We start from the raw sequence: 21,189 nt of genomic DNA, 5'->3' as shown, positions 1-21,189 counted from the left end.
AATGGCAGAAGTATCAGTCAAACAACTTGCCACTGACATCGACACACCGGTTGATCGTCTTCTCCAGCAATTTGTCGATGCCGGTATCAGCAAGAGCAAGGCCGACGACATGGTTAGCGAGTCTGAAAAGCAGACTCTGCTGGCACACTTGAAGAAACAGCACGGTGGTGACGAGGTTGCCGCTCCTGCTCGCATGACTTTGCAGCGCAAGACCAAAAGCACCATCAGTGTGCAGGGTACTGGCGGCAAGAACAAAGAAGTGCAGGTAGAAGTACGCAAATCTCGCACCTATGTAAGACGTTCGGCGCTGGAAGAAGAACAGCGTCAGGCGGAAGCCGAGGAAACAGCGCGTTTGGAAGCAGAAGCAAAAGCTCGTCGCGAGGCCGAAGACAAGGCTCGTCTCGAAGCGGAAGAGAAGGCTCGCCGTGAGGCTGAGCAGGCTCGTCGTGAAGCTGAGGAAAAGGCGCGAATCGAGGCACAACAAAAGGCTCGACAGGCTCAACAGCCCGCCAAAGCAGCCAGTAGCACAGCTCAGCAAGAGGCAGAAAAGATGGCCAAGCGCGAAGCAGAAGAACTGAAGCGCCAACAGGAACAGACAGCTTTGCAAAAAGCTGAAGAGCTCGCCGCCAAGAAAGCCGAAGAGGCTCGTGTCATGGCAGAGCAGAATGCAGCCCGCTGGGCTGAAGAAGAAGCAGCTCGCGCCAAAGAGAGCAGCGACTACCATGTGACCACCTCCAAGCACGCCCAGGCTGCTGAAGATGAGCTGGATCGCAAGGAAGAGAGCAGTCGTCGTACTGCCGCTGCCGCCAAAGGTCCGAAGAAAGTAGGCCGTCGCGACGATGATCGCAACGACCGCAACTCCCGTGATCCGCGCGCTCGCAAGGGCAAGCGTGGCAAGGTTGCTACCCCGAACGCCATGAAGCACGGCTTTAACAAGCCGGCAGCTGCCGTCAACCGTGACGTCATCATCGGCGAGACCATCACCGTGGCCGAGCTGGCCAACAAGATGGCCGTCAAGGGTGTTGAAGTCATCAAGGCGATGATGAAGATGGGCGCCATGGCCACCATCAACCAGGTGATCGACCAGGAGACCGCTCAGCTGGTCGCCGAGGAGATGGGTCACAAGGTTGTGCTGCGTCGCGAGAACGAGCTGGAAGAGGCGGTACTGTCCGATCGTGACGAGACCTCCGAAGCCAAGCCGCGCGCGCCGGTTGTGACCATCATGGGTCACGTTGATCACGGCAAGACCTCGCTGCTGGACTACATCCGTAAGGCCAAGGTTGCTGCTGGCGAAGCCGGTGGTATTACCCAGCACATCGGTGCTTACCACGTTCAGACCGACAGCGGCATGATCACCTTCCTGGATACTCCGGGTCACGCGGCGTTTACCTCCATGCGTGCTCGTGGTGCCAAGGCGACCGACATCGTTGTTCTGGTTGTTGCAGCTGACGACGGCGTGATGCCGCAAACCATTGAAGCTATCCAGCACGCCAAGGCTGCCGGTGTGCCGCTGGTTGTTGCGGTCAACAAGATCGACAAGCCGGAAGCAGATCCGGATCGCGTCAAGACCGAGCTGGCTCGTTACAACGTCATGTCCGAAGATTGGGGTGGAGACTGCCAGTTCGTGCACGTTTCTGCCAAGTCCGGCCAGGGCATTGACGACCTGCTGGAAGCCATTCTGATCCAGGCAGAAGTGCTGGAGCTGAAAGCCGTGGTCGACGGCATGGCCAACGGTGTGGTCATCGAATCCTTCCTCGACAAGGGCCGTGGTCCGGTTGCGACCGTGCTGGTTCAGGAAGGTACTCTGCGTCAGGGCGACATCGTTCTGTGTGGTCTCGAATACGGTCGTGTCCGTGCCATGCGTGACGAACTGGGCCGCGAAATCAAGGAAGCGGGTCCGTCCCTGCCGGTGGAAATCCTGGGTCTGTCCGGTGTTCCATCTGCCGGTGACGAAGCGACTGTGGTTCGTGACGAGAAGAAAGCCCGTGAAGTGGCGCTCTACCGTCAGGGCAAGTTCCGCGAAGTCAAACTGGCTCGCCAGCAGAAGGCCAAGCTGGAGAACATGTTCTCCAACATGACCGAAGGCGAAGTCTCCGAAGTGAACGTGGTGATCAAGGCCGACGTACAGGGTTCTGTGGAAGCGATCTGCGATGCGCTGGTCAAGCTCTCCACCGACGAAGTGAAGGTGAAGATCGTGGGTTCCGGCGTAGGTGGTATCACCGAAACCGACGCGACTCTGGCTGCTGCATCCAGCGCCATCCTGGTTGGCTTCAACGTCCGTGCCGATGCTTCTGCTCGCAAGGTTATCGAAGCCGAGAGCCTGGATCTGCGTTACTACTCCGTCATCTATGACCTGATCGACGAAGTGAAGCAGGCCATGAGCGGCAAGCTGGCTCCCGAGTATCGTCAGGAGATCATCGGTCTGGCCGAAGTGCGCAGCGTCTTCAAATCACCGAAGTTTGGCGCAGTTGCCGGCTGTATGGTTACCGAAGGTGTGGTCAAGCGCTCCAACCGTATTCGCGTTCTGCGCGACAACGTGGTTATCTATGAAGGCGAGCTGGAATCCCTGCGTCGCTTCAAGGATGACGTCAACGAAGTCAAGAACGGCTACGAGTGTGGTATCGCGGTCAAGAACTACAACGACGTACGCGAAGGCGACCAGATCGAAGTTTACGAGACCGTTGAAATCCAACGGACTCTGTAAGCCGAGAGTCAGACAAAATAGGGGGCCATGGCCCCCTTTTATCGCAGGATAGAATATGGCCAGAGAATTCAGCCGGACCCGTCGGGTCGGACAGCAGATCCAGCGTGAAATCGCGCTGATCCTGCAGCGCGAGGTGAAAGACCCGCGCATCGGCATGGTGACCGTTTCCGATGTGGAAGTGTCCCGTGACCTTAACTACGCCAAGATTTATGTCACCTTCTTGCAGCTGGAAAATGATGCCGAGCGCATCAATGAAGGGCTCAAGGCGTTGACCGAAGCGGCCGGTTACATCCGTAGCCTGCTGGGCAGTGCCATGCGTCTGCGCGTGGTGCCCGAGCTGCGCTTTTTCTATGATCAGACGCTGGTTGAGGGGATGCGTCTCTCCAACCTGGTGACCAATACCATCCGTGAAGACAAGCGCCGCATGGCGGAGTCGGGTCGTGACGAAGAGTCCGATGTGGCTGCGGATGATAACGCTGAGGATAAAGGCTGAGATGACTCGAAGACGTCGTTTCAAGGGCCGTGATGTTCACGGCATTCTGCTGCTGGACAAACCGACCGGGCTGACCTCCAACGATGTGTTGCAGAAGGTCAAGCGTATCTATAACGCCGCCAAGGCCGGTCATACCGGTGCGCTGGATCCGCTGGCGACCGGCATGCTGCCGATCTGCCTCGGCGAGGCCACCAAGTTTTCCCAGTATCTGCTGGATGCCGACAAGCGTTACGAAGTGACGGCCAAACTGGGTGAGCGCACCAACACCAGCGATTCCGATGGTGAAGTGGTTGCGACCCGCCCGGTCAATGTGGCTGTGGGTACCCTGATCGAGGCGCTGGACCAGTTCCGCGGCCCGATCATGCAGGTACCCTCCATGTACTCCGCGCTCAAGCACAACGGCCGTCCGCTCTACGAGTATGCCCGCGAGGGGATCGAGATTGAGCGTGAAGCCCGTCCCATCACCATTTTCGAGCTGAAACTGATCAGCTTCGAAGGGGACGAGGTGAAGCTGGAGGTGCACTGCAGCAAGGGTACTTACATTCGCTCTCTGGTCGATGATCTGGGCGAGGTACTGGGTTGTGGTGCTCACGTCACCCAGCTGCGCCGCACCCAGGTTGCCAGCTATCCCTATGAGCGGATGCTGACCCTGGAGCAGCTCGAGTGCATCTTCGAGCAGGCCAAGAACGAGACCATTCCACCGCGTGAAGTGCTCGATCCGCTGCTGCTGCCGATGGATACCGCCGTGGCATCCCTGCCCGAGGTGAACATGCTGGCGGTAGTCGCTGCCTATGTGAATCAGGGGCAGGCGGTGCAGGTACCGGGGGCTCCGGCCAGCGGTCAGGTTCGCATGACAGTCGGTCCGGAGCGGGAATTCATCGGTGTCGGCGAGATTGACGATGATGGCCGTGTAGCGCCCAAGCGACTGGTGCGTTATCACGACGAGGAGTGATCCTCTGGCGGTATAGGGTATCTCTTTCCCGTTTCGCCTCTTTATCATTGCGAAAAGGGGCGGGGACGATTATTATACCGCCCTCATTTCACGGCTGAATTAGAGATTGGCTGTGAACCTTTAAACACTCTACTGGAGTATTACCATGTCTCTAAATGCTGAGATCAAAGCTCAAATCGTTGCTGACAACGCTCGTTGCGCCAACGACACTGGCTCCCCCGAAGTGCAAGTTGCCCTGCTGACTGCCCAGATCAACCATCTGCAAGGTCACTTCAAGGAGCACTCCAAGGATCACCACGGTCGTCGCGGTCTGCTGCGCATGGTTTCCCAGCGTCGTAAGCTGCTGGACTACCTGAAGCGTAAAGATTCCGAGCGTTATGCTGCTCTGATCGCCAAGCTGGGTCTGCGTCGTTAATCGACCATCAGATTTCGCGAAAAAGGGGAACCTCCGGGTTCCCCTTTTTTATTGCTCTTCGCAGGTTGTCGCAGCCCTCACAGAATTCGTGTCGCCGCTTACCTTTTGCATCGAATCAAGTATACTTGTGCGCGAATTTAAAGAGCCAAATTGTAAAAAGGAAATTCACGTGAATCCTATTGTAAAGTCATTCCAGTACGGTCAACACACCGTCACACTGGAAACCGGTGTGATGGCCCGTCAAGCCACTGCGGCCGTTATGGTCAGCATGGACGATACCTGCGTATTTGTGACCGTTGTCGGCAAGAAAGAGGCTGATCACGGCCGCGATTTCTTCCCGCTGACCGTTAACTATCAGGAGCGTACCTATGCTGCTGGTCGTATCCCGGGTGGTTTCTTCCGTCGTGAAGGTCGTCCGAGCGAAGGTGAGACCCTCATCTCCCGCCTGATCGACCGTCCTATTCGTCCGCTGTTCCCGGAAGGCTTCTTCAATGAGGTTCAGGTCGTTGCGACCGTGATGTCCGTGAATCCGGCTGTCTCACCCGATATCGTTGCCATGATCGGTGCCTCTGCTGCGCTGGCTATCTCCGGTATCCCGTTCGGCGGCCCGATCGGTGCAGCTCGCGTAGGCTACATGAACGGTCAGTACGTACTGAACCCGACCACCACCGAACTGCCGCAGAGCGATCTGGATCTGGTTGTTGCCGGTACTGCCAACGCCGTGCTGATGGTTGAATCCGAAGCTGCCATCCTCTCTGAAGAGGTAATGCTGGGTGCCGTGGTATACGGTCACGAGCAGATGCAGACCGTGATTTCCGCTATCAACGAGTTTGCTGCCGCTGTCGGCACCAAGCCGTGGGATTGGGCTGCTCCTGCCGTCAACGAAGAGCTGAAAGCCAAGGTTGCCGAGCTGGCGACTGCCGAGCTGGGTGAAGCCTACCGCATCACCGAGAAGGCTGTTCGCTACGAAACCATCGCTGCCATCAAAGGTCGCGTGGTTGAACAGGTGATCGCTTCCGGCGTGGAAGAAGATGCCAAGAAGATCGGTGAAGAGTTCCACAGCCTGGAAAGCCGCATCGTTCGTGGTCGTGTCGTACGTGGCGAGCCGCGTATCGATGGTCGCGATCCCGAGATGATCCGCGCCCTGTCCGTTGCTACCGGCGTTCTGCCGCGTGCTCACGGTTCTGCCCTGTTCACCCGTGGTGAAACTCAGGCAATGGTCGTTGCGACCCTGGGTACCGAGCGTGACGCCCAGAACATCGACGAGCTGACCGGCAACCGTGCTGATCGCTTCATGCTGCACTACAACTTCCCGCCATACTGCGTCGGTGAGACCGGCATGATGGGTAGCCCGAAGCGTCGTGAAATCGGTCACGGCCGTCTGGCCAAGCGCGGTGTTGCGGCTGTGATGCCGAGCGCAGACGAGTTCCCGTACGTGGTTCGTGTGGTTTCTGAAATCACCGAATCCAACGGTTCCTCCTCCATGGCCTCCGTGTGTGGCTCCTCTCTGGCGCTGATGGACGCGGGGGTGCCGATCAAGGCCTCCGTTGCCGGTATCGCCATGGGCCTGGTGAAGGAAGAAGAAGGTTTCGTCGTGCTGTCCGACATTCTGGGTGACGAAGATCACCTGGGCGACATGGACTTCAAGGTTGCCGGTACCACCGAAGGTGTGACCGCACTGCAGATGGACATCAAGATCGAAGGCATCACCAAAGAGATCATGGAGATTGCCCTGAAGCAAGCTCGTGGTGCTCGCCTGCACATCCTGAAAGTGATGGACGAAGCCATCCAGGCGCCGCGTGCCGAGATCTCCGATTTCGCCCCGCGCATCCACACCATCAAGATCAATCCGGAGAAGATCAAGGACGTCATCGGTAAAGGTGGCTCCGTGATCCGTGCTCTGACCGAAGAGACCGGCACCAACATCGAGCTGGATGATGACGGTACTGTCCGCATCGCCGCCGTTGACGGTGACGCAGCCAAAGAAGCGATCCGTCGTATCGAGGCCATCACCGCCGAGATCGAAGTGAACCGCATCTACGAAGGTAAGGTTGTGCGTCTGGCTGACTTCGGTGCTTTCGTCAACATCCTGCCGGGCAAGGATGGTCTGGTTCATATCTCCCAGATCACCGATGCTCGCGTGCAGAACGTAGCCGACTACCTGAAGATCGGTGACGTGGTGAAGGTGAAGGTACTGGAAGTGGACCGTCAGGGCCGCGTACGTCTCTCCATCAAGGAAGCAAACGCCCCGACCGAAGCTACTCCGGCTGCCGATGCCCCGGTTGCTGCTGAAGCACCTGCTGCAGAGTAATCAGCTTGCCTGAAACCGGACTTATTCCGGTTGCAGTAAAAAGTCCGGCTCCCCTTGGGGAGCCGGACTTTTTTATGGGTAATGGCGGATATCTCGGTCAAAGGAGTTATCTGCCAAGGATGGCGTGATGCATCTCCTGCAGAGGAAGTACATGGCGGGCAGCCGAGAGTTTGATCGCCTCCTTGGGCATGCCGAAGACCACACAGGAAGCTTCATCCTGGGCATAGGTGTTGGCTCCCGCTTCCAGCATTTCGCGTAATCCCCGGGCTCCATCATCCCCCATGCCGGTCATGATGATGCCGGTGGCGTTCTTGCCGGCATATTTGGCCACGGAGCGGAACAACACATCTACCGAGGGGCGATGACGGTTGATAAGAGGGCCATCAACCACTTCGACGTGGTAATAAGCTCCACTGCGCTTGAGCATCATGTGTTTGCCGCCCGGCGCGATCAGCGCCAGTCCCGGGATCACTCGATCATTGTTCTTGGCTTCTCTTACCTCTATCTGACACACCCCGTTGAGACGCTCGGCAAACATGGCGGTAAATTTTTCCGGCATGTGCTGCACGATCACGATGCCGGGACTGACCCGGGGGAGGGCGGTCAGGACAGCCTCAAGCGCCTGGGTGCCCCCCGTGGAGGTACCGATGGCGATGAGCCGCTCGGTGGTTTGTGCCATGGCGTGCTGGTTGGGGGACAACATGACATCGGCATTGAGTTTGGGATTGGTCGTGCGGGGCGCCGGTTTGCCGAGCCGCTTGATGTTGGCTTGAGCTGCGGCTCGTACTGCCATAGCCAGATCATGGGCTGACTCCTGCAAGAAGCTCTTTATCCCCATGGTTGGTTTGGTAATGATATCGACCGCTCCGGCCGCCATTGCCTGCAGGGTGGTTTCAGCTCCTTTTTCGGTCAGAGACGAGCAGATAACTACTGGGGTTGGGTGCTCTGCCATGATCTTGGTGAGAAAGGTGATGCCATCCATTCGTGGCATCTCCACATCGAGGATGATGACGTCGGGCCACTCTTTCTTCAGCTTGTCCTGAGCAAAAATCGGGTCTGAGGCTGTTGCGATAACCTTGATATCTGGCTCTTGCTCCAACACAGCTTGCAAGACCTGTCTGACCACGGCGGAATCATCCACCAGCATGACCCGGATCTGTTTCATTCTCGCGACTCCCGTTGATGTGGCAGACGATGATGGCGCAACCAGACACTACCGCTATTGAGCTCGAAAATCAGACTCCGGTGGCCATAGTGGCCAAGATGATGAGCCTTGATATCAAGTCCCAGGTGTTTGGTCAGCTGCCAGGCTGCCTGAATATTTCTGGTGGCGACATTGTTGTCGCTCTGGATGTACTCTGGTGCGTCAAACATGTTGCCCCCTCCAAACAACTTCACCTCGTACTCATGAATGGGGGCGGGATACTGGGCAATCGCCTTTAGCAGCAGGGTGATGGCCTCATCGGCATAGCGCCCATCCAGCTCTGTGGTGGGGGTTCCCCGGGTTGGCAGCATGTAATGGCACATACCGCCCTGTTTCTGCTCCGGATGCCACAAGGTGATGGCCACGCAGGAGCCAAGGAAGGTTTTTATGTGCACATCTTCCTTGCCAAAGAAGATCTCCCCCGGTTGCAGGATCACCTCCCGTACCATGCTGGTTATCTCTTCTGGTAGATGGAGGGAGAGACAAGCTGCAAACCATGCGGCAAGCCGTGCAGGCTTTCTGCATGGCTGACCAGCAGATAGCCGCCATGTTTCAGCTTGGGCACCAACCGTTGCAATACTTGTGCTTTGGTCTCCTTGTTGAAGTAGATCATGACATTACGGATGAAGATGACGTCAAACATGCCAATGTCGGGCAGTTCCTGATTTAGGTTGATCTGCATGAAACGGACTTTTTCCCGCAGCTTGCGATCGATGATGAACGTGCCCTCCTGCAGACCGATGCCCTTGAGGCAGTACTTCATCAAAAAAGAGAGCGGTATGTTATGGGCTCGTTCTATTGGATAGCGCCCGCTCATCGCCTGCTCAAGCACCCGTGATGAGATATCCGAGGCCAGGATCTCCCAGCCGAGTGTGTTTCGCTTCTCAGCTAGGGTCATGGCAAGGCTGTATGGCTCTTCACCAGAGGAGCTGGCGGCACTCCAGATCCTTAATGAGCGATCTGCCGGTATGTGGGTGAGAACCTGCTGGGTCAGAAAATCAAAATGCTTGGGTTCTCTGAAGAAGTAGGTTTCATTTGTTGTGAGCAGATCGAGTGCCAGTTGCAGTTCGCCACTCCTGTCGGCCATGATGAACTGAAAATAATCGTCATAACTTTCCAGCCCGTAGTGACATACCCGCTTTGCCAGCCGACTGGCGACCAGCGCTTTTTTGGCAGGGGACATATCAATCCCCGCCGTCTGATGCAGCCAGCGTTGGAAACGGGAGAATTCGTCATCATGCAGCTGGATTTGGTACAAGTGTCTATGCCTCTACCAGAGATATTCAGAAGAGAGGCAATGCCTCTCTTCTCATGGTTAAAACCGGACGAAATCAGAATCATTGAGTGGACGCGATTGACCGGCTAATCGATCCTGGTTTTTGTTATTCCCCTCGGTAACGAAATGCCCTTTGGTATGGTGATGCGCAGACTTGCCGTTGGCTTTGTTCTCTTTGTGTGGTTCCTCCAGAGTGAAGAACTCCATAGCGAGTTGTAGTTGTTCTGCCTGAGTGCTCATCTCCTCCGCCGTTGCCGCCAGCTCTTCGCTACAGGATGCATTTTGCTGGGTAACCTGGCTGAGCTGGTTCATGGCGAGGTTGATCTGGCTGACGCCGGTTGATTGCTCAGTCGATGCAGCACTGATCTCCTGAACAAGATCCGATGTTTTGTTGATAGAGGGCACCATTTGATCCAGAAGATGCCCAGCCTTCTCTGCCATATCTACACTGCTGGACGCGAGCTCACCAATCTCTTGTGCCGCGATCTGGCTGCGCTCGGCCAGCTTGCGAACTTCAGCTGCAACTACGGCAAAGCCCTTGCCATGATCGCCTGCCCGGGCAGCCTCGATTGCCGCATTGAGTGCCAGCAAGTTGGTTTGATAGGCGATGTCGTCGATGATGCCAATCCGTTTGGCTATCTGCTTCATTGCATCAACGGTAAGTTTGACAGCCTCGCCACCCTCTATCGCCTCTTTCGCGGCCTTGCTGGCCATGCCATCGGTGACTTGGGCGTTGTCGGTGTTCTGGTTGATGCTGGCACTCATCTGTTCGATTGATGCGCTGGTCTCCTCCATGCTGGCTGCTTGTTCACTACTCGACTGGCTGATGGATTGAGCTGTTGCACTAACCTGTTCGGCTGCGCTGGATAAGTTATCCGAGGCACTCCTCACCTCTGTCACAATATTGGTCAGGGAGGCAATGGTTTGGTTGAGAGCATCCTTGGTGGTACCGAATATGCCGGGGTAATCGGCTTCAATGTGCTGGGTCAGGTCTCCTTTAGCCAAAGACTGAACTATCCGGATAACATCGCTAAGAGTGCTGTCGATCACTTCTGCAATCTGATTGATCCCTTCCCCCATAGTTTGGAAAAACCCGCTCTTTCCTGCCAGATCCATACGGTGGTGCAGTTCGCCGTTGATGACTGCTTGCACGAGATCAGACATCTCTCTCTCTATAGTCACCTCCTTGGTTCTGTCTGCCCATTCGACAACGGCACCAAGCCGTTCGCCATTGTCATTGAAGACCGGATTGGCAATCAGGGCGAAGGTGCGTCCACCCAGCTTAATTTGGGTGCGATAGGTGCTGCTCAATTTGGCCAGCATGGCGCGCTGGTGGCCAGGATGCTTGTGAAAGCTGTCGATGTTTGCCCCCATCAGCTGATTGGCATTGAAGCTGTATAGCTCTTTTTTGATATCAGATTCAGCTGTATTGAGCATTTCGGTCACGGCTTCGTTCATGTAGATAATGTCGAAATTGGTATCGGCGATCATCACATTGGTCGTGGCGCAATCGAGTGCTTTGCGAACCAGCCGATTTTCATGGAGGAGCCTCTGGTTGTTATGAAGCTCTTCTCTGTAGCTCTCCAGCTTGTCATTCATCAGAGTGACAAGTTCATTGATGCTGTGGCCAGTCTCTAGTTGTGAACCATCGAATCCGGAGAGATCGAGCGGTTGGAGTGACGCATCATCGATTAGTGCTTGCTGGAGCCTTTTGATAGATGCCAGTAGTTGGGCATGCTTGAGCGTTTCTGCTGCACTGTTGCCGAAGAGTTTGCCAAAGAGTGATTGAGTCATGAGCGTGTCCTTGTGCTGCATGTCATGGTATGGATACCGGTTCAGGAAAGTTGCAGGTTACTCTGCGAGAAACGTGCCTGTGGCTGAGTGATTTCGTGGATCTGTGCCATCTCCTCCAGTGACAGGACTTTCTCGGTGTCGATCAGAATGACGAACTTGCCATTCACCTTGCCCATTCCGCTGATGAAGTCAGCTCTGATTTTTGCGCCAAAACTGGGGGGGGGCTCGATATCTTCTTGCGGAATGCCGAGCACTTCTGATACCGAATCGACTACAACCCCTATATCCTGGCCAGCAGGCTCATCGCCTTGCTGCGGCATGCCTTCAATGATGACGATGCAGCTTCGGCGCGTAATGGTGGAGGGAGCACAGCCAAAACGGGCACTCAGATCCACGACAGATACCACGGATCCCCTCAGATTTATCACCCCGCGGATAAAGCTCGGCATCATGGGAATGGGAGTAATGTTGCCGTATTCGATGATCTCTTTGACGCCCAAAATATTGATGGCAAACATCTCGTTGTTAATCAGAAAAGTCAGGTACTGGGCGTCGCCTGATTGTTCGCTCAATGTTGCCGGCGGCAGCGTGATATTGGTTGAACTGTTCATGCGGTCCTCCGGTTAAAAGTGAACAAAATCAGCTTCATTCAAGGATGAAGATGAGGGCTGATGGGGCTGAACAACCCGTTGTGGTGGGGCAATAAAGCTTCCTCTGGGAGGCGATGACTTATGGCTTTTATGGCTCTGCTCATACTGACTGACGCTGGTTTGCGGATTTTTCTCCAGCGAGAAAAAAGACATGGTTTGCTGCAGTTCACTTGCCTGCGAGCTCATCTCTTCCGCTGTGGCTGCCAACTCTTCGCTGCTGGCCGCATTTTGCTGTGTTACCTGATTAAGTTGACTCATTGCCAGACTGATTTGGTTTGCTGCACTGGCTTGTTCAGAGGAGGCTGCATTAATCTCCTGAACCAGATCGGATGTTTTTCGGATTGAGGGGACAATTTTTTCTAGCAAACTGCCAGCACATTCAGCCTTGCTTACGCTGTCGGAAGATAGCTCACCAATCTCCTGCGCGGCGACCTGGCTGCGTTCAGCAAGTTTTCGAACTTCAGCCGCGACTACAGCAAAACCTTTACCATGTTCTCCGGCGCGAGCTGCTTCGATGGCAGCGTTCAGTGCCAGCAGGTTAGTTTGATAGGCAATATCATCGATAATGCTGACTTTCTTGGCTATTTGCTGCATAGCTGCCACGGTTTGCTGAACGGAGCGTCCACCTTCGGTTGCCTCTTTTACCGAGTTGCTGGCCATGCTGTCGGTGATTTTGGCATTCTCAGTGTTCTGATTGATGCTGGCACTCATCTGCTCGATGGATGCACTTGTCTCCTCGACGCTGGCTGCTTGTTCGCTGGTTGCCTGGCTAAGGGCTTGTGCTGTATTGCTCACCTGGTTGGATGCATTGGTGAGGTTATCCGCAGCATTGCGTACCTCTTCAATGATGTGTGTCAGTGCCACAATGGTTTGGTTCAGGCCATCTTTTGTCTGACCAAAAATCCCGGGGTAGGGCTCGTCAATACGTTGTGTCAGGTCTCCCTTGGAGAGAGAGGTTGCAATGCGCATCACATCCTCAAGGCTGGTATCTGTTACATGGGAAAGACGGTTCAGCAACTCGGATACCCGCTTGATATAGCCCTGGCGATCCTCCAGTGAAATTTTATGGCTGAAATCCCCTTGCTCAACGGCGGCGGTAACCAAAGTCTCTATGTCGGTGATCAGTGCTCCCAGCGTTTTGACCATATTGTCCATGGCGAGCAGCAACTGTCCTGCTTCGTCATTTGATTCAACATTGATAGACACATCCAGGTTGCCTGCAGCCAGACTGTTGGCCACATGCAGTGCTTGTTCAATAGGGGCTATGATGCTTTTGATCAGCATGGCTCCCAACCAGGCAGCGAGGATCATGCCTGCAGCGACAACGCTGGCCATGGTGATGAGCATGATGTGGTACCAAGATTGGGCCGCTGTGTATTCCGCTTTGGCTACATCGAGTTGCAGGGTTACCAGCTCGGTTATCTTGTTACCTATGGGGTCTATTGAGTTGTACAGAGCCCCGTCGAAGTTGCTGAGCATGCCAGAGATCGTGCCATTCTGGGTTGCCAGATATTTTTCCAGCTTGCCAATATCTTGGTTGGCTGCATTAAACAGGTTTGTGACTTCGGCAGATAGGCGCTGCTCTTCCCGAGTAAGAGTGGTTGATTGATATTGTTGCCATACATCCTTGATCTCTTTTTGCGCTTGCTGAATCTGGGTCAGAGCCTCTTCTGCCGGGATCAGACCGGCATTGGCTTTATTGACGTTGTCGATGATCGAGACGGCGTAGCGATCAGAGATAGTTTTCAGTTGTTTGAGTGGAACCACCCGGTCGTTGTAGACCCGTTGCAACCCTGTATTGCTGCTCTGCATATTATATAAGCCAAGGCTGCCAACTCCGAGCAGCAGTGTGCAAAGCAGGCAAAGCAGAACAATGAGGCGTAATTTTATGGTGGAGTTTTTAAACATATGTGACTCCTCAGTTGATGCTGATTTGGGTTTGGATTGATGGGGGATTTAATCGGCTAAATTGACCTGATTCCTGGTTTATTGCGTGTTGAATAAGCGATGGAATATCGAGAATAAGAGCAATTTCTCCTCCTCCCAAAATGGTTGAACCGCTTATTCCCTGTAGCCGCTGGAATAATTTACCCAGAGGTTTGATGACAGTTTGAAATTCTCCCAGCAGCTCATCGACTACCAGTCCAGATTTTTTCCCTGCATAACTCACAACGACAATATTTTCACGACGCCCCCTGATGCCCTGGGTATCAAAGTAGTGTTGCAGACGAATAAAGGGCAGCACTTCACCTCGCAAGTTGATGTAATTTCGTCCTTGTGTATCGGCCAGAGCACTCTGGGTCAATTCCACGCACTCGATCACCATATCCAGCGGGATGACATAGTGGGTATCGCAGACCCTGACCAGAAAACCGTCGATGATGGCGAGTGTCAGCGGAAGGCGGATTTGCACTCTGGTGCCCTTGCCTGGGATGCTGTCGAGCTCAACTGTGCCCCTCAATGCCGTAATGTTGCGTTTGACCACATCCATACCGACGCCGCGGCCGGAGAGATTGGTAATTGCTTCGGCAGTGGAGAAGCCGGGCTCGAAGATGAGTTGGTAAATCTCCTGGTCTGTCAGCGTACTGGTGGTACTGATCAAACCGCGTTCAATGGCTTTTTGCTGGATCCTTGCCTTATTAAGGCCTGCACCATCATCCCTGATCTCGATAACGATGCTGTTAGAGTCGTGGTAGGCGTTGAGGTTCAATGTTCCTTTGGCAGGTTTGCCTGCAAGTAGGCGTTGCTCGGCCGATTCGACACCATGATCCATCGCATTTCTGACCAGATGCATGAGCGGGTCGCCGATCTTCTCTACGACGGATTTGTCCAGCTCGGTTTCTGCACCTGATATTACCAGGGTGATTTCTTTGTTTAGCTCCTGACTTACATCTCGTACAACTCGTTGAAAGCGGTTGAAGGTATCACCAATGGGGACCATTCTCAGGCGCAATGCGTTATCGCGGATCTCTTCCACCAGCATGGCGATCACCGATGTGGCTTCCTGTAGCTGGGCTTCCCTGATGCGCTGTGCGAGCAAGTTTGCCCCTGAACTGGCGACTACCAACTCCCCAACCAGATTGATCAGGTCATCCAGCTTGTCGGCATGTACCCTGACGTAGCGTCCCTCCTTGTTTTTACTCTCTTTGGTCTGGTTTTGTTTTTTCAGTGCAGCATCGACAACGGCTTCATTGACAGCGCCTTGCGCGATGAGGATTTCGCCAAGCTTGGGTGCGGTTTCATTGGATGTTGCTTGCTGGGTTTGTAGTCCTGCGGCCAGTTCTTCTGCGGTCAGGGCTCCGGTGTTGACCAGCAGTTGCCCCAGCATGGCGTTATCTTCCGGCAGTGATTCAATGAGATTGATGAACTCGGTGATCTTGCTGTGGGGGGGGAGAATGACAATCTGGCAGTCATCTCTGACAAATTCAAAGACGTCGCTGATGGCTGCCTTGTCTGCTTGGGAGTCAAAATCAATTTCGTAACCGAGATAGCAATTTTCCGGATCAAATTGCTCCCAATCCGGTATTGCCTGGTGAATGGTCTCCAGTGCACTGATAGTACCGAGCGTGCAGAGATAGCGCAGAAAGGCCGCAGGATCCATGCCGTTGCGCAGCACGTCCGGACCAAAGCGCAGAGAGATATGCCATAGCGATGCTGAGCTGGTGACAGCTCCCTCTTTTTCTATTTTGGCTTCGGGAGTAGGCACAGTATCTGGTAACGTGGTTTGCGGTACGCATTGGTAACGGGTGAGAGCGAGCCGCAAGCGCTGATCCTGCATTTCGTCGCTATCGCTCAATGCTGAGCCCTGTTCGGCCACGACGCTGATGAGTAGTTGGATGTGGTCACAACTCTCCAGCAGATCCTTTATCAGGGGAGAGGTGACAGCAATTTGCTGGTTTCTTATCTGGTCGAGTAGATCCTCTACGATGTGGGTAAACCCGACAATCGGCTGCAGCCCAAACAGCCCTGCGGAGCCTTTGATGGTGTGAGCCGCACGGAAGATGGCACCTATCAGTTCGCCATTATCTGGCTCACCTTCCAGTGAGAGTAGAGCGGATTCCATCTCTTCGAGTAGATCACGCGCCTCGGCAATATAGGTTTGTAAAGCCTGATCAAGATCGATACTCACAGTGACTCCTTGTCATGGTGGCTCAGGGCCGCTCGTCATGAGTGATGAGAGTTGGATCGCCAAAGAATCCGGATAATTGGCAAAGTTCCAGAAGTTCCAGCACGACGTTGCTATGCCAGACCAGCGAGAGGGGGTAACCCTGTTGCTGTGCACTTTTTTTGGCTGCGATCAGCAGTTGGAGTCCCGCACTATCTATCTCGGCAATATTTGCCAGATTGAGTTCCAGTTCCCGTCCTTGATAGAGCAAGGGGGTGAGTGCCTCTTTGATTTCGCCCACTGTGTATATGGTGAGCTCGTCAGGTAGAGTGACCACTGTCTTGTTATCCAGCATCTCGCTTTGCAATGTCATATGAGCTCCGGGATCATGGCATGATCAGTTTGGATACCGCGGAGAGCATCTGTTCCGGCTGGAACGGTTTGACTACCCATGCTTTGGCGCCTGCAGCCTGGCCTTCCTGCTTTTTGCTATCCTGAGACTCAGTCGTCAGCATGATGACGGGAGTGAATTTGTAGCTGGCCAGCTTTTTCGCCTCTTTGACAAAGGTGATGCCATCCATGTTGGGCATGTTGACGTCGCTGATGATCAGGTTGATCTTCTTGCCGTCGAGTTTTTTGAGAGCGTCCTTGCCATCACAAGCCTCCATTACTTCATAACCGGCGCCTTTGAGCGTCATGCCTACGACTTGGCGAATGGTTGCCGAGTCATCCACGATCAGGATCGTTTTGCCCATATATCTCTCCTAGAAAAATGTGATGTCAGCGCTGCTTGTTTGCGCTTGGACTGTACGGGTAGTGCGACCATGGTGAATATTGCGTTGCTCATCGGTAGCGTATGAGAGCTCCATATCAGCCAACCACCGGTTGGCATCGATCTGGATAGGTCCCGATAGCTGGTTGTTTTGCTCCGATTGCAGGTGGCTCGAGAGATTCTCCATATTTTTCCGGATATGGCTCAGGATCTGGCTAACCCTGTCCTGAAATTGCAGTGAGACAATAACGCTGGAGATCTCGCGATGGATTTCGGTGCTTTCGTTTTGCAGTAAAGACGCTGACTCAGCCAGACTGTCGGTGGCATGACGAAAGCGGCTCAGCACCTGCTCGATGGTTTGCTCGGAATTGAGGGCCGAGGCGTGATCCCGTGCCGCGGCATTTTCGGCAATCTGAAAAGCTCGGCTGATCCCTGTATTGATGGTGTCGACTTTATCCGTCATTTTTTGGGCTGTTTCGCTTGAGAGACGTGACAGGTTGCGCACTTCATCCGCTACCACGGCAAAACCACGCCCGGCCTCTCCAGCCCGTGCGGCTTCAATGGCTGCGTTGAGTGCCAGCAGGTTGGTCTGGGAGGCAATCTTGGCAACATCCATTGCCATGGCATTGAGTTCGATAGTGTAGGTTGTCAGGCTCTTTATCTCGGCCAGCATGGCATCCCGATTGGCTTGTGCCGAGTGCAAGATGGCCACGACTTCATTGAGCTGTTGCTGGCTTTCGCTCAGAACTCCTGCCATGCCGCGAGAGTTGGCATCTCCCAGTTCCCCTGCCGCAAGATGAGAGGCATTGACGGCTTCTTCCAGCTTGGTGGCCAGTCCGCTGAAGCGTTGAGTCAGATCGATCATTGCCTCCTCTGTCTGTTGGCGAGAGTTTTCAATCTGCTTTGACCAGATGGGGAGAACTTTTTCACACACCTGTTCGAGACCAGCTATGGAGTGGGCATGTACGCTGTTATCTATGGCCACAGAATCAGCTGTACGAGTTTGCAGGTTGTGCAACTGCTGATGGAAATGGCGAGATGTCCAGAGAGAGGCCCCGCAGGAGAAGAGCACGGTAACAAGCAGGTAAATGAGCGAAAGGCTGCCGGCAAGCTGTAATAGCAGGCAACTCAACACGCCAAGACCGATACCGCAGAACCAGCAAACCGGTTCCCAAAGCGGTGTGTTTACGCCACTTTTTGGTTGTGTCATTTGAAGTTTTATCCCAGTGCAAAATTTTTAGGGGTTCAAGAGCCGATGGTTTAAATTTGAGGGTCTCTTGAATCTCTTTCTTTATTTATAGTTGGCACAATAAGGGTAGCGTAAAAAAAATACTTGGCTGCAAATTGGTCTGTTATGGCCGGTAGCCAGAGGCGCTGTTAAGGGGACAAGAGCAGGAGTTGGGTGAGCTGGATAAAAAAAGAGCCTGCAGTTGCAGGCTCTTTTGTTGAAAACAGTAGCTGTCAGGCTTCGTTGGCGTGGGCTTTCTGGCACCCTTCCACCGCATGGGCGATGAGCTCCAGCGCGCTCTTGTCGCACGGCGGCAGTTCAGCCTCGCACTTGTTGATGGGGGTAACACGATCACCCCACTTGATGATGGCGGCGCCCCAGGTCAGGCCGGCACCGAAAGCGGCGGTCAGCAGATAGGAGTTCGGCTGGACACGGCCCTGCTCCAGCGCTTCACACAGGGCGATGGGCACAGTGGCGGCGGAGGTGTTGCCATAGTTTTCGATGTTGACCATCACCTTCTCCATCGGCGCATTCATCCGCTTGGCGAGGGTCTCGATGATGCGGATATTGGCCTGATGGGGGACGATAAGGTCGATCTGCTCGGGGGGCACTCCAGCCTGAGACAAAACGGTAGCAGTCGCTTCGCCCATACCGCGCACGGCACGCTTGAAGATCTCCTGACCTTCGAAGTTGAAGGTGAACAGACCGTCGATATCGGCAAAACGCACCCGATCAGTACCGAAGTTCGGAACGTGCAGGATCTCCCGCGCTTCGCTGTCGCAGCCCAGCTTGTTGGCGATCAGGCCACACTCCTGCTCGCTTGCCTCGATCACCACGGCACCGGCACCGTCGCCAAACAGTACCGCGGTATCGCGACGGGCCCAGTCCAGCAGATAGGTGAGGCGCTCGGCGCCGATCACCAGCACCTTCTTCATCATGCCGGTCTGTACCAGCGAGGTAGCGACCGAGAGGGAGTAGACGAAACCGGTGCAGGCGGCGTTGAGGTCGAACACGGCGGCGTTGACGGCGCCCAGCTTCTTCTGCACCGCAGAGGCGGCACTTGGCAGCAGGTTGTCCGGAGTGGCGGTAGCCAGGATGATGCCATCGAGGTCGCTCGCTTCGAGACCCGCACAGGCCAGCGCGCGACGGCCAGCCAGAGTCGCCAGGTCTGAGGTACTGACATGGGAGACCCGACGCTGCTTGATGCCGGTACGGGGATAGATCCACTCATCTGACGTATCCATGATGGTGCTGAGGTCGTCGTTGGTCAGCACGGAGGGGGGCAGGCATTTGCCCCAGCCGGTGATATTGGCGTATTTCATCTTGTTACCGCTTCTCAAAGTGGAGCGCCCCGTGGGCGGAAAATCGTGCAATTATGCCGTACGAGACAACCACTGTCATCTTGTGGTCATGGTTATGTGCCGGGCAAGTGGCTGTGCCATCTGGCCGGAAAGGGTCGCAACGTGCTGAACATGGCTGGAAATTTTGCTTAAAACACGGGACTCGTCTGCCCTAAGATAGGCGTTTCGCCACCGATGAGGGTATCTCCTTGCTCAGAGCCAATCTCAACCTGCTGCCCACCCTCAAGGTGCTACTGGAGACCCGCAATATCAGCCGCGCCGCCGAGCTGCTGCACCTGAGCCAGCCCTCCATCAGCAAGCAGCTTGCCCAGTTGCGCAGCGAGTTTGACGACGAGCTGCTGGTGCGGGAGGGACAACGCTGGCTGCTGACGCCACGGGCTGAAGCGCTGGCAGCCCAGCTGGCGGAGTCTCTCGGTGCGCTGGAACGTCTCTACGAGGCGCCCGGGTTTGACCCGAGCCGCTGCGAGCGGGTATTTCGGCTCGCCTCTTCTGATTATGTGGCCCAGCATATCCTGCCGGACATCTGTGCCGCGCTCGCCAAAGAGGCGCCGTTGGCGGCGCTGGAGTACAGCCTGTGGGACAAACGTCAGCTGCCGCAACTGTGGCAGTCGGAGCTCGATCTGGTCTCCACCATCACCGAACAGGTGCCGGATCAGATCCGCGGTCTGCATCAGGGGGAAGATCGGCTGGCGGTGTTGATGGGACGTCATCACCCGCTGGCGGGCAAGGCGCTGAGTCTCGATGACTATCTCGCCTGGCCTCACCTGCAGGTGAGCGGGGGAGGCGACAAGGACAGTCCGGTGGAGCAGGTGTTGGCGCCGCAGGGACTGAGTCGGCGCTGGTTTGCCCGAGTCCCATTCTTCCAGGCCGCAGTGGAGGTGTTGTTGCGCACGGATTGTCTGATGACTACCCCGGCCCATATCGCTTGGCAGCTCTCCTGCGGCCATGAGCTCACCTTTGTCGATCTGCCATTTGCTACCCGCGACCAGCAGTATCATCTGCTGTGGCATCAGCGCCACCATCAGGATCCGGCCCACCGCTGGTTTCGCGAGCTGGCCTACCCATTCCTGCGGGATCACCTGCAACGTACCGTCGGCGAGAGTCGCAAGCTGCTCGGTCTCGGCGGTTAGCCGCAGTCAGTTGTGTGGTGCCATAGCCATTGGTTATGGAATCTATTCATAACTTTCACTACTGGCATAATGGCTCAGCCCGTACCCTGAATGCAGGTCATCATATCGAGCATATAAAGAGGAAAAGCATGGAACTGACGAGTTGGCTGGCACTGGCCGCAATCTGCGTGATGGGCGCCATCAGCCCGGGGCCGAGCCTGGCGCTGATCATCCGCAACACGGTGCAGGGCGGGCAGGGGCATGGCGTCGCCACCGCGCTTGGCCACGGCCTCGGGGTTGGTATCTATGCGCTGGTTACCGCGCTTGGCCTCTCCATCCTGATCACCCAGACCCCTATCCTGTTTGATCTGATCCGCTACGGCGGTGCAGCGTTTCTTGCCTGGCTCGGGGTGAAAGCCCTGCTGGCAAAACCAGCCAGTGGTGAAGCGAGTGAAGAGGCGCACCAGCTGCGTGGTCGGCAAGGGGCCTTTGAAGGTTTTATGGTGGCCTTCCTCAATCCCCAGCTGGCGGTCTTCTTCATCGCCCTGTTCAGCCAGTTTGTGCGGGCCGATACCGGCTGGAGCGAAGGGGGCATCATGATGCTCACCGCTGGCGGGATCGATGCAGTCTGGTACGTGCTGGTGGCGCTGGTGCTCTCTCGTGGGCCGGTGCTGGCGTGGCTGAAAGCCAAATCCTTTGTGATCGATAAGGTGAGCGGGCTGGTGCTGCTCGGGTTGGCGCTCAAGGTGGTTATCTAATCCTGTATTTCGCAGATACCTTAAGCGGGATCAAGGCATGTGGGTGGTGAATGGGCT

At 55.2% G+C, this 21,189-nt stretch carries 18 protein-coding genes; 7 read left to right on the top strand and 11 right to left on the bottom strand.

All coding sequences use genetic code 11. The features are described from left to right. Position 1: 1 nt before the first annotated feature. The 5 genes from infB (at position 2) to pnp (ending at position 6,875) form a co-directional block, all read left to right on the top strand. Positions 2-2,704: a translation initiation factor IF-2 gene (gene infB / locus BS300_RS09475; protein ID WP_041207983.1), complete on the top strand. Its 2,703-nt coding sequence runs from the start codon at positions 2-4 to the stop codon at positions 2,702-2,704. Between the two features lie 55 nt (positions 2,705-2,759). Then, positions 2,760-3,197, top strand: a complete 438-nt coding sequence (gene rbfA, locus BS300_RS09470) for a 30S ribosome-binding factor RbfA (protein ID WP_041207984.1) — start codon at positions 2,760-2,762, stop codon at positions 3,195-3,197. 1 nt (position 3,198) lies between these two features. Then, positions 3,199-4,149 carry a tRNA pseudouridine(55) synthase TruB gene (gene truB, locus BS300_RS09465; protein WP_033114162.1) on the top strand — a complete coding sequence of 317 codons (951 nt, stop codon included), beginning with the start codon at positions 3,199-3,201 and terminating at the stop codon, positions 4,147-4,149. Between the two features lie 145 nt (positions 4,150-4,294). Next, positions 4,295-4,564, top strand: coding sequence for a 30S ribosomal protein S15 (gene rpsO, locus BS300_RS09460; RefSeq protein WP_005338797.1), 270 nt, complete (start codon positions 4,295-4,297; stop codon positions 4,562-4,564). Between the two features lie 169 nt (positions 4,565-4,733). Next, a complete protein-coding gene (pnp, locus tag BS300_RS09455) occupies positions 4,734-6,875 on the top strand; it encodes a polyribonucleotide nucleotidyltransferase (protein WP_071912360.1) in 2,142 nt (713 codons plus the stop codon). Between the two features lie 106 nt (positions 6,876-6,981). On the opposite strand, the gene BS300_RS09450 is transcribed toward pnp, so the two are convergent. The 11 genes from BS300_RS09450 to BS300_RS09400 form a co-directional block, all read right to left on the bottom strand. After that, positions 6,982-8,040, bottom strand: a complete 1,059-nt coding sequence (locus BS300_RS09450; protein ID WP_033114164.1) for a chemotaxis response regulator protein-glutamate methylesterase — start codon at positions 8,038-8,040, stop codon at positions 6,982-6,984. Then, entirely contained in the window at positions 8,037-8,528 is a 492-nt protein-coding gene (gene cheD / locus BS300_RS09445; protein WP_071912358.1) for a chemoreceptor glutamine deamidase CheD, read from the bottom strand. The genes BS300_RS09450 and cheD overlap by 4 nt, the downstream gene beginning before the upstream one ends. 5 nt (positions 8,529-8,533) lie before the next feature. Then, entirely contained in the window at positions 8,534-9,337 is an 804-nt protein-coding gene (locus BS300_RS09440) for a protein-glutamate O-methyltransferase CheR (protein ID WP_043852001.1), read from the bottom strand. A gap of 57 nt (positions 9,338-9,394) precedes the next feature. Beyond that, positions 9,395-11,149, bottom strand: a complete 1,755-nt coding sequence (locus tag BS300_RS09435) for a methyl-accepting chemotaxis protein (RefSeq protein ID WP_071912357.1) — start codon at positions 11,147-11,149, stop codon at positions 9,395-9,397. 41 nt (positions 11,150-11,190) lie between these two features. Next, the gene (locus BS300_RS09430) at positions 11,191-11,760 is read right to left on the bottom strand and encodes a chemotaxis protein CheW (protein WP_071912355.1); all 570 of its coding nucleotides are present in this window, start codon (positions 11,758-11,760) and stop codon (positions 11,191-11,193) included. Positions 11,761-11,772: 12 nt separating this feature from the next. After that, positions 11,773-13,707, bottom strand: coding sequence for a methyl-accepting chemotaxis protein (locus tag BS300_RS09425; protein ID WP_071912353.1), 1,935 nt, complete (start codon positions 13,705-13,707; stop codon positions 11,773-11,775). 10 nt (positions 13,708-13,717) lie between these two features. Beyond that, positions 13,718-15,928, bottom strand: coding sequence for a chemotaxis protein CheA (locus tag BS300_RS09420; protein ID WP_071912351.1), 2,211 nt, complete (start codon positions 15,926-15,928; stop codon positions 13,718-13,720). 22 nt (positions 15,929-15,950) lie between these two features. Beyond that, positions 15,951-16,277 carry an STAS domain-containing protein gene (locus BS300_RS09415; RefSeq protein ID WP_043852006.1) on the bottom strand — a complete coding sequence of 109 codons (327 nt, stop codon included), beginning with the start codon at positions 16,275-16,277 and terminating at the stop codon, positions 15,951-15,953. Positions 16,278-16,290: 13 nt separating this feature from the next. Beyond that, on the bottom strand, positions 16,291-16,659 hold the full coding sequence (locus BS300_RS09410) for a response regulator (protein ID WP_033114172.1): 369 nt from the start codon (positions 16,657-16,659) through the stop codon (positions 16,291-16,293). A 9-nt stretch (positions 16,660-16,668) separates the two neighbouring features. Then, a complete protein-coding gene (locus BS300_RS09405; protein WP_071912349.1) occupies positions 16,669-17,886 on the bottom strand; it encodes a methyl-accepting chemotaxis protein in 1,218 nt (405 codons plus the stop codon). Positions 17,887-18,137: 251 nt separating this feature from the next. Further along, positions 18,138-19,226 carry a ketoacyl-ACP synthase III gene (locus BS300_RS09400; protein ID WP_071912347.1) on the bottom strand — a complete coding sequence of 363 codons (1,089 nt, stop codon included), beginning with the start codon at positions 19,224-19,226 and terminating at the stop codon, positions 18,138-18,140. Positions 19,227-19,453: 227 nt separating this feature from the next. On the opposite strand from BS300_RS09400, the gene BS300_RS09395 reads away from it, so the two are divergent. Both BS300_RS09395 and BS300_RS09390 read left to right on the top strand, forming a co-directional pair. Continuing rightward, complete coding sequence (locus tag BS300_RS09395; protein WP_071912345.1) at positions 19,454-20,395, top strand: LysR family transcriptional regulator; 942 nt, start codon at positions 19,454-19,456, stop codon at positions 20,393-20,395. Positions 20,396-20,523: 128 nt separating this feature from the next. After that, positions 20,524-21,132 carry a LysE family translocator gene (locus BS300_RS09390; protein WP_042032146.1) on the top strand — a complete coding sequence of 203 codons (609 nt, stop codon included), beginning with the start codon at positions 20,524-20,526 and terminating at the stop codon, positions 21,130-21,132. Positions 21,133-21,189: the final 57 nt, after the last annotated feature.

The organism is Aeromonas sp. SCS5 (assembly GCF_001887375.1).
Lineage (GTDB): Bacteria > Pseudomonadota > Gammaproteobacteria > Enterobacterales > Aeromonadaceae > Aeromonas > Aeromonas jandaei.
The sequence above is the reverse complement of the archived record's forward strand: the minus strand, read 5'-3'. Positions and strand labels throughout refer to the sequence as shown.

Excerpts from the sequence above, each read along its gene's own strand:
- BS300_RS09430 (WP_071912355.1), bottom strand. The coding sequence starts at position 11,760 with ATGAACAGTTCAACCAATATCACGCTGCCGCCGGCAACATTGAGCGAA.
- BS300_RS09425 (WP_071912353.1), bottom strand. The coding sequence starts at position 13,707 with ATGTTTAAAAACTCCACCATAAAATTACGCCTCATTGTTCTGCTTTGC.
- BS300_RS09435 (WP_071912357.1), bottom strand. The coding sequence starts at position 11,149 with ATGACTCAATCACTCTTTGGCAAACTCTTCGGCAACAGTGCAGCAGAA.
- rbfA (WP_041207984.1), top strand. The coding sequence starts at position 2,760 with ATGGCCAGAGAATTCAGCCGGACCCGTCGGGTCGGACAGCAGATCCAG.
- BS300_RS09390 (WP_042032146.1), top strand. The coding sequence starts at position 20,524 with ATGGAACTGACGAGTTGGCTGGCACTGGCCGCAATCTGCGTGATGGGC.
- BS300_RS09410 (WP_033114172.1), bottom strand. The coding sequence starts at position 16,659 with ATGGGCAAAACGATCCTGATCGTGGATGACTCGGCAACCATTCGCCAA.
- BS300_RS09450 (WP_033114164.1), bottom strand. The coding sequence starts at position 8,040 with ATGAAACAGATCCGGGTCATGCTGGTGGATGATTCCGCCGTGGTCAGA.
- infB (WP_041207983.1), top strand. The coding sequence starts at position 2 with ATGGCAGAAGTATCAGTCAAACAACTTGCCACTGACATCGACACACCG.
- truB (WP_033114162.1), top strand. The coding sequence starts at position 3,199 with ATGACTCGAAGACGTCGTTTCAAGGGCCGTGATGTTCACGGCATTCTG.
- BS300_RS09400 (WP_071912347.1), bottom strand. The coding sequence starts at position 19,226 with ATGAAATACGCCAATATCACCGGCTGGGGCAAATGCCTGCCCCCCTCC.
- rpsO (WP_005338797.1), top strand. The coding sequence starts at position 4,295 with ATGTCTCTAAATGCTGAGATCAAAGCTCAAATCGTTGCTGACAACGCT.
- BS300_RS09415 (WP_043852006.1), bottom strand. The coding sequence starts at position 16,277 with ATGACATTGCAAAGCGAGATGCTGGATAACAAGACAGTGGTCACTCTA.
- BS300_RS09405 (WP_071912349.1), bottom strand. The coding sequence starts at position 17,886 with ATGACACAACCAAAAAGTGGCGTAAACACACCGCTTTGGGAACCGGTT.
- cheD (WP_071912358.1), bottom strand. The coding sequence starts at position 8,528 with ATGGTACGGGAGGTGATCCTGCAACCGGGGGAGATCTTCTTTGGCAAG.